The organism is Pseudomonas sp. PNPG3, assembly GCF_023093815.1.
Classification (GTDB): domain Bacteria; phylum Pseudomonadota; class Gammaproteobacteria; order Pseudomonadales; family Pseudomonadaceae; genus Aquipseudomonas; species Aquipseudomonas asiatica.
On sequence record NZ_JALLKV010000102.1, the window covers coordinates 1 to 7,081 of the forward strand.

6 protein-coding genes are annotated in these 7,081 nt (G+C 59.4%); 1 reads left to right on the forward strand and 5 read right to left on the reverse strand.

Annotation, left to right across the window (positions count from 1 at the left end; genetic code table 11):
• Positions 1–279: 279 nt before the first annotated feature.
• From MJ643_RS29905 to MJ643_RS29925, 5 genes are all read right to left on the reverse strand, one after another.
• Complete coding sequence (locus tag MJ643_RS29905; RefSeq protein WP_169774650.1) at positions 280–558, reverse strand: hypothetical protein; 279 nt, start codon at positions 556–558, stop codon at positions 280–282.
• 2 nt (positions 559–560) lie between these two features.
• Positions 561–1,979 carry an HlyD family type I secretion periplasmic adaptor subunit gene (locus tag MJ643_RS29910; protein WP_013974464.1) on the reverse strand — a complete coding sequence of 473 codons (1,419 nt, stop codon included), beginning with the start codon at positions 1,977–1,979 and terminating at the stop codon, positions 561–563.
• Positions 1,976–4,123, reverse strand: coding sequence for a type I secretion system permease/ATPase (locus MJ643_RS29915; protein ID WP_049798477.1), 2,148 nt, complete (start codon positions 4,121–4,123; stop codon positions 1,976–1,978). The genes MJ643_RS29910 and MJ643_RS29915 overlap by 4 nt, the downstream gene beginning before the upstream one ends.
• Positions 4,124–4,361: 238 nt before the next feature.
• Positions 4,362–5,633 (reverse strand): lipid IV(A) 3-deoxy-D-manno-octulosonic acid transferase, encoded by a 1,272-nt coding sequence (gene waaA / locus MJ643_RS29920; RefSeq protein WP_013974466.1) that lies wholly within the window; start codon positions 5,631–5,633, stop codon positions 4,362–4,364.
• Positions 5,634–5,644: 11 nt separating this feature from the next.
• A complete protein-coding gene (locus tag MJ643_RS29925; protein WP_013974467.1) occupies positions 5,645–6,535 on the reverse strand; it encodes a LysR family transcriptional regulator in 891 nt (296 codons plus the stop codon).
• An 87-nt stretch (positions 6,536–6,622) separates the two neighbouring features.
• On the opposite strand from MJ643_RS29925, the gene MJ643_RS29930 reads away from it, so the two are divergent.
• A complete protein-coding gene (locus tag MJ643_RS29930) occupies positions 6,623–6,955 on the forward strand; it encodes a multidrug efflux SMR transporter (protein WP_013974468.1) in 333 nt (110 codons plus the stop codon).
• Positions 6,956–7,081: the final 126 nt, after the last annotated feature.

Here is a 7,081-nt window from a genome sequence, read left to right on the forward strand (position 1 = left end):
AAGTGTCGATGGCGAAGTAGCCGGAAAACAGGGGCTACTTCAGACCATCCCTAGGCCAACTGCGCCTCAGACAAATCATAAGCGACTTCGAAATTTCTTTCGCACAGCACGGATATCCTGCCCCTAGCTCCGAAAGTATCTGAACCCATGAATCCAACAGCATGAAAACCTGCTATAGCAGCCAAAATTATTGCGCAGGGTACATCGCCGACAGGCCTTCATTTTTCAGCAAGACCCTCGCAAGTTCTATATCAGAATGGCTTAGCCTCGTCACACCCCCTATTTTTCATTAGACTTCAAGAAATTCTTGGATTGCAAAGCTATTTCATTCCATTTATCTAGCTTATCCCACCCACATTCGATCTTCACAATACTTTGCCTGTCCTCAGATGGTGCAATTGGCCTTGGTTTTCCACTGAGCATGACATATCCGAAAGCCAGCCCCGCACAACCAGCAGGAATACATAAAGCGACTGCCACACTAACTCTAAGTGCATTCCATACAATCTCGTATAGCATTATCCAGCCGCCTTTTTTTTGCGCTCGCTCCGAACTCATTTTTATCGCTCCACTAGACTTTCATTCATATGCTGCTGCAGCGGGCTCAGGAAATAACTTATAACTTTCCGCCTATCTACAATTACTTCCGCACGCACAGACATTCCCGCTGTCAACGGCATATCCTTTTCCCCTATGCGCAACGTTTCCTTACACAATTGGACCCGAGCGCTATAGACCAAGCCCCGCCGCTCGTCCTCAATGGCGTCATGTGAAATGCTCTGAACTACACCAGGCACAACCCCGTACTTGGTAAACGTGAACGTCTCGACTTTCACTTCCACCGGCTGCCCCGGATACACAAAGCCGATATCCTTGTTCTCGACTTTCACTTCCACTTCCACCGGCTGGCCCGTTGGCACAATGACCATCAATGTCTGCGCGGGTGTAACCACACCACCTTGGGTATGGATGGCCAATTGCTGGACGGTACCGTCAACGGGTGATGTCAGGACCTTGAGGCGATGGCGCTGCTCGGCCTTGTTCAATTCTTGTTCAAGGGTTGCAATGCGCCGCTGCGCATCACCGTGAAGATCGAGCATGGCTCTGCGCAGCTGGGCAATGGCACCGCTACGACGGTGCTGAGCGGCAAGCCGTGCAGCGTTCAACTCGTCGATGCGTGAGCGCTGGAGTGCCAGTTCGCGCTCTTGCTCCAGGCGGGCCTGTTCCTTTTCCAGGTAGGTGTGCTTGGCCACGGCCGATTCACTGAACAAAAGCTTGTAATCCGCCGTCAGTTGGCGGGTGATAACCAGCAGTTGCCGGAGCGCGTCAGCCCGGCCCTGGGCAGAACGGATTTCGGCAGCGCGTTGACCGATTTCGGCATCAGCCTGCTCCAACGTGGCTTGAAGCTCGAGGTACTGCCCTTCCAGCCAGCGTTGCGCGCTTGCCTGCTGCGCGGCCGTGGCCTGCGGTATCAGTGATGCCAGGGAAGCAGGCGCGTCATCGCCGTCCAGCGCACTCAGCAGTGTGCTGGCTCGTGCCTGATCGATCCGCGCCGCCAGCAGTTCGCTACCCAAGCGCTTTACATCGGCCTCGGTCAACTGCCCTTCCAGCTCGACCAACGCATCGCCTTTGCGCACTGCCTGGCCATCGACGACATGGATCGCCTGCACCACCGCGACCTCGCTGGCCTGAATCAGCTTGCTCCTGCCGCTGGGTACGATCTTGCCCTCGGCACTGGCAACGACGTCGATCTCACCGATGCAAGCCCAGACAAGCGCCAGCCCGATGAACGTCAGCAGGCTCCACTGCAGGTAGCGCGGCAAGGGATGTACTGGTGTTTCCTGCAGGGACAGTGCCGCAGGCAAAAAGGCCAGCTCATCCGGCTCACGGATGGGGCCATCCATGCGTCGGCGCTGTCGCCAGGCCCCTCGCCACGCTTCCCGATAGCGCTCGAAAAGCTCCTTGAAGGCCGTGCTCATACGGCAGCCCCAAGCTGCAGCCGATACAGATAGGCGTAGGTGCCTTGTGGCTTGCCCACCAACTCGTCATGAGGCCCTTGCTCGATGATCTGCCCGCGCTCCATGACCACGATGCGGTCGGCGTGGCGTACAGCCGAAAGCCGATGGGCAATTATGATCACCGTGCGCTGCGCGCAGATCCGCGCCATGTTCTGCTGGATGATCCGTTCGGACTCATAGTCCAGCGCGCTGGTGGCCTCGTCGAAAATCAGGATGCGTGGGTTGCCGAACAGCGCCCGGGCGATGGCAATGCGCTGTCGCTGGCCACCTGACAGGCTGGCACCGTGCTCGCCGACCAAGGTTTCATAGCCATCCGGCAATTCGAGGATGAACTCGTGGGCCCCCGCCAGCGTCGCTGCGGCGATGACCTCTTCAAGCGGTGCCGCCGGGTTGCCAAGGGCGATGTTCTCGCGCACGGTGCGCCGAAAAAGCACGTTCTCCTGTAGCACCACACCGATCTGCCGACGCAGTGAAGCCACATCGGCTACCGCCAAGTCAGCACCGTCGAGCAATACCCGCCCCCGCTCGGGTGAGTACAACCTCTGGATCAGGCGTGTCAGCGTACTCTTGCCTGACCCCGAGCGACCTACAATGCCAACCACTTCTCCGGCAGCAATCTTCAGGCTGACATCGCGCACGACTTCGCCCCCGTCCGGCCGGTAGCGAAAACACACACGATCGAGCTCGATCTGCCCGGCTAGTGCTGGCAGCACCGTACCCTTGCCCTGGTTGACCTCGGTACGGGTGTTGAGAATGTCGCCCAGGCGTTGAATCGATACGCCTGTCTGCTGGAAGCTGGTCCAGAGTTGAGCCAGCCGGATAATGGGTTGCGAGACGCGCCCTGCCAGCATGTTGAAGGCGATCAGTTCGCCCACCGTGAGTTCGCCATCGATGACTAGGCGGGCACCCAGCCACAACGTGGCGACCGTGACCAGCTTGCCGATCAGGCCTACGCTCTCATTCGCGAGGTTGGAAAGGTTCTGGGTCTTGAAGCTGGCCGATACATAAGCAGCCAACTGATTGTTCCAGCGCCGGGTAATCTGCGGTTCCACGGCCATCGACTTCAGCGTATCGATGCCGTTCACCGCCTCCACCAGAAATGCTTGATTCTCGGCGCCGCGCTGGAAACTCTGGTCGATCCGCGCCCGTAGCAGTGGGGTAACGACCAAGGATACGAGAAAATATAGAGGCAATGAGCCGACGACCACCAACGTCAACCAACCGCTATAAAGGAACATGACAGCGATGAAGACCACCGTGAACACTACATCTAGCAACAGCGTGATACTGTTGTTGGTCAGGAAACTTCTGATGTTCTCCAGTTCGCGTACTCGGGCAACCGAATCACCGACTCGCCTGGCCTGAAAGTAGGCGGCGGGAAGATCGATCAAGTGCCTGAACAGTCTTGCACCTAGTTCGACATCAATCCTTGACGCTGTATGAGCTGCCACATAAGTACGCAAACCACTCAGCAATGTTTCAAATAGAACCACGACCAACAAGCCCAGGGCGATAACATCCAGTGTGGTCAACCCACGATGCACCAGTACTTTGTCCATTACCACTTGGAAGAACAGAGGTGTCAGCAACGCCAATATCTGAATGACCAAGGAGACAACAAGCACTTCGCCAAATAGCCGCCTGTACTTCACCACGGCTGGAATGAACCAGGTCAGATCGAAACGCGACAGCCCATGCGGCAACTGGGCATCGGAGCGAACCAGAATGAGTTCTCCCGACCAGCGCATGGCAAGTTCTGCCGAGGTCAGCGCTTGCGGTGCACGGGAACCTGGGTCTTGCACCAGAACCTGCTCACCTTCCGCGCGAGCGATGATGAAATACTCACCACGCGTATCCACGGCAATGGCAGGCAATGGCGCATGCTTAAGCCGATTCGGATCGATGCTGCAATGCTTGGCCTTGAGACCTAGTTGCTGAAATGCCCGGAGTATTGCGCCAGTCGAGAATCGCTCACCCGCCGGTGCATGGTCGTGCTGCAACTGCTCGGCAGAGACGGCTATATCATGATAACGCGCCAGCGTGATCAGACAGACCAGCCCACTTTCAATAGCGCTGGTATTACACCCACAAGTCAAATCAGGCACCACGCCACCTCATATAAAAACTGAACATGAGGCGATACTAGCCTGAAGCAATAGGACAAGCGTCCTACAAGGCTCCGACAGATGCGTGGGACACTTCTGACTTTAAAGCAATATTCGTAGGAAATTTCCTATCGACGAAAAATTCAATGTAGGAAGTTATACCTAGTGTCGTAGGAAAGAATGACTAAAATTAATCATATCCACTCTAGAATGGGCATTTGAGTGGATATGTCGGAAATCAACGGATCAAGGCACCCAGCCCATCGAGCAACCGCTGCAAAGCCCCTTGATTGGCCCGCATTACCGCCCTGCCCGCCTCGCCCATGCGCTGTGCATCCTGCGGCAACTCGACCAGCCGCCGCACCGCTTCGGCCAGCCCGTCGGCATCATCCACCTGCTGCAACGCCCCCGCCTCGCGCAGCATCGCGCTGATTTCAAGGAAGTTGAACACATGCGGCCCCATCAGTACCGGCAAGGCCAGCGCCGCGGGCTCCAGCGGGTTGTGCCCGCCGGTCGCCACCAGGCTGCCACCGACGAAGGCAATGTCGGCCAGGGCATAGAGGAACAGCAGTTCGCCCATGGTATCGCCGAGCAATACGCGAGTCTGCGCATCGACCGGCGTGCCGGCAGAGCGGCGCGCGGTGGTGAACTGTTCGCTGCACAGCGCATGCACCGCTGCGAAGCGCTCGGGGTGGCGCGGCACCAGGATCAGCAAGGCATCACCATGCACCTGCAGCAACTGCCGGTGCGCCTGCAGGATCAGCGCATCCTCGCCTTCATGTGTACTGGCCGCGATCCACACCGGGCGCTGTGCAGCCCCCCATTGTTCACGCAATGCCCTGGCACGCGGCAACAGTTGCTCGTCGATCTTCAGGTCGAACTTGATCGAACCGGTGACCTGCACGCACTCCGGACGCGCACCCAGGTCACGAAAACGCTGGGCCTCGGTTTCGGTCTGCACGGCAATCAGGCTCATCTCGGCCAGCATCGGCCGGGTCAGCCTGGCAAAGCGCCCATAGCCACGGGCCGAGCGCTCAGACAAGCGTGCGTTTGCCAGCGCTACCGGAATGCCGCGCTTCGCACACTGGTGGATGTGGTTGGGCCACAGCTCGGTTTCCATGATGATGCCCAACTTCGGCTGTACATGATCGAGAAAGCGCCCTGCCGCCCAAGGCAGGTCGTAGGGCAGGTAGCAATGCTGCACGCGAGGTTCGTCGGCGAACATGGCGCGAATGCGCTCGGAACCGGTCGGGGTCATGCAGGTAAGCGTGATTGGCATTTCCGGGTAGGCCTTGAGCAAGGCGCGCACCATCGGTGCCGCCGCAATGCTCTCGCCCACCGATACCGCGTGCACCCAGATGCCGCCCCTGCGCATGGCCGGCAGCCTGAAAGCAAAGCGCTCGCCAATGCGTTGACCATAGGCCGGCGCCTTGCGCGCGCGCAGGTACAGGCGCAGCGCAACCAGCGGCAGGCCCAGGTGAAACAACAAGGTATAGAGAGTTCTGTTCATGGCTGCGGAGTTTACCCGATCGCGCGCAGGTGCACCGCAAAGCGCTCGGCCAGCCACTGCGCGGCAGGCCCCAGTGGCTCGTCGCGGCGCCAGGCCAGCTCCACCACCAAGGCCGGTGGCCGCCACTCGCTGTCCAGTTCGACCATGTGTGCCTGATAGGTCGGGTACTGCACCACGTGCCGCGGCAGCCAGGCCCATCCCAGGCCACGCATCAGCAGTTCGGCCATGGCGTAGAAGCTGTCGGCGCGCCACACCTGCGGGCTGATCGCTTCGCCGCCGGGGTAGCCGCTTTGCTGCGGGGCAATCAGCAATTGTCGGTGGCGCGCCAGTTGCTGCCGGGTAACCCGGCCTTCGCCGGCGAGCGGGTGACCGACCGCGCATACCGTGACCATTTCGACGCTACCCAAGGCGCGCCGCTCCAGCGAGGCCGGGATGCTCTCGTGGTGGAAGAACAGTCCAAGATCGGCGCGCCGCTCCACCAGCTTGCGCGCCACATCGCCCTGGGCACCGCTGGCCAGCTGCACCTCCAGGAACGGGTAGCGGCTGGCCAGTTCGTCGAGGCTGTCGATGACCGGCTGGTAGGGCATGGCTTCGTCCTGGGCGACTCGCAACAACGCCTCCTGCCCGCGCATCAGCGCCAACGCACGGCCATCCAGGCGCTCGCATTGGCGCAACAGTTCGCGGGCATCTTCCAACAGGGCGCTGCCGTTCTCGGTCAGCTTGGGTTGCCGGCCACTGCTGCGCTCGAACAAGGTTACCCCCAGGTCGGTTTCGAGCAGGGCGATCGCGCTGCTGATTGCCGACTGGGCCTTGCGCTGCTCGCGGGCCACGGCAGAGAACGAGCGCAGTTCTGCAACGCGCAGGAAAGTACGCAACTGTTCGAGGTTCCAGTGCTCGGCCATCGACCTATCTCTCATAGTGATAGGTAATGACTTTACCCCATTCGGAGTGGGACTAGAATCTGCGGCCAGCTAACGGAGGATCTCGCCATGAATGCCTACACCTACCTCGCCATCGCCATCTGCGCCGAAGTCATCGCCACCGCTTCCATGAAAGCGGTGAAAGGCTTGAACACGCCCGTGCCGTTGCTGCTGATGGTGGTTGGTTACGGCATTGCTTTCTGGATGCTGACCCTGGTGGTGCGCAGCATTCCGGTGGGGATCGCCTATGCCATCTGGTCGGGGCTGGGGATTGTGCTGATCAGTGTGGCAGCGCTGGTGATCTATGGGCAGAAGCTGGATGTGCCAGCGATGCTGGGGATGGCCATGATTGTGGGTGGGGTGGTGGTGATTCAGCTGTTTTCGAAGACTGCTGGGCATTGAGGCCGCCTGTACGGGCCTCATCGCCGGCAAGCCAACTCCCACAGAGTTGATGCAGCCGCAGGGTCAACGCCATCCCTGTGGGAGATTCTATGGTTTTAGGGAAGTTTTTTAAGCGGCTTTTGACCG

What these genes read in the sequence shown, in the direction of transcription:
- MJ643_RS29905 (WP_169774650.1), bottom strand. Translation starts at nt 558, where the DNA reads ATGAGTTCGGAGCGAGCGCAAAAAAAAGGCGGCTGGATAATGCTATAC.
- MJ643_RS29910 (WP_013974464.1), bottom strand. Translation starts at nt 1,979, where the DNA reads ATGAGCACGGCCTTCAAGGAGCTTTTCGAGCGCTATCGGGAAGCGTGG.
- waaA (WP_013974466.1), bottom strand. Translation starts at nt 5,633, where the DNA reads ATGAACAGAACTCTCTATACCTTGTTGTTTCACCTGGGCCTGCCGCTG.
- MJ643_RS29925 (WP_013974467.1), bottom strand. Translation starts at nt 6,535, where the DNA reads ATGGCCGAGCACTGGAACCTCGAACAGTTGCGTACTTTCCTGCGCGTT.
- MJ643_RS29930 (WP_013974468.1), top strand. Translation starts at nt 6,623, where the DNA reads ATGAATGCCTACACCTACCTCGCCATCGCCATCTGCGCCGAAGTCATC.